The 338-nt window shown below is 35.8% G+C and carries 1 protein-coding gene; it reads left to right on the top strand.

Translation table 11 applies throughout. The features are described from left to right. A partial coding sequence (gene tnpA, locus HUS61_RS21385) for an IS200/IS605 family transposase (protein ID WP_175092396.1) occupies positions 1-338 on the top strand: 338 nt, incomplete at both ends.

Below are 338 nucleotides of genomic sequence, written 5' to 3'. Positions count from 1 at the left end.
CGAGTTGTCAAGTTGGAGTATGAAACTAAATCTCACTGCAAATATTTAATTGCACTTCATTTAATTCTGGTAGCTAAGTACAGAAAACCTTTACTAAACGGAAATCTGGGTGAGTTTGTTAGGAAAACGGTTTTCGATGCTTCTCTATCTTCTGACTTCAGGATCGAAGAGATTGAAATAGATAAAGATCACATTCATATGCTGATTACAATTGGCACTCGATATTCTATAGGCCAGTACGCAAGGAGGATTAAACAAGCGACAACTACTAAAATCTGGAAATCATTTCCTTACCTCAAAAACCAATTTTGGAAAGAGAAAACATTTTGGTCTGATGG

It is taken from the genome of Pseudoalteromonas sp. 0802, assembly GCF_013350085.1.
In the GTDB taxonomy this organism is placed as follows: domain Bacteria; phylum Pseudomonadota; class Gammaproteobacteria; order Enterobacterales; family Alteromonadaceae; genus Pseudoalteromonas.
Note: the sequence above shows the minus strand (reverse complement) of the source record. Positions and strands in the feature narration are given on the sequence as shown.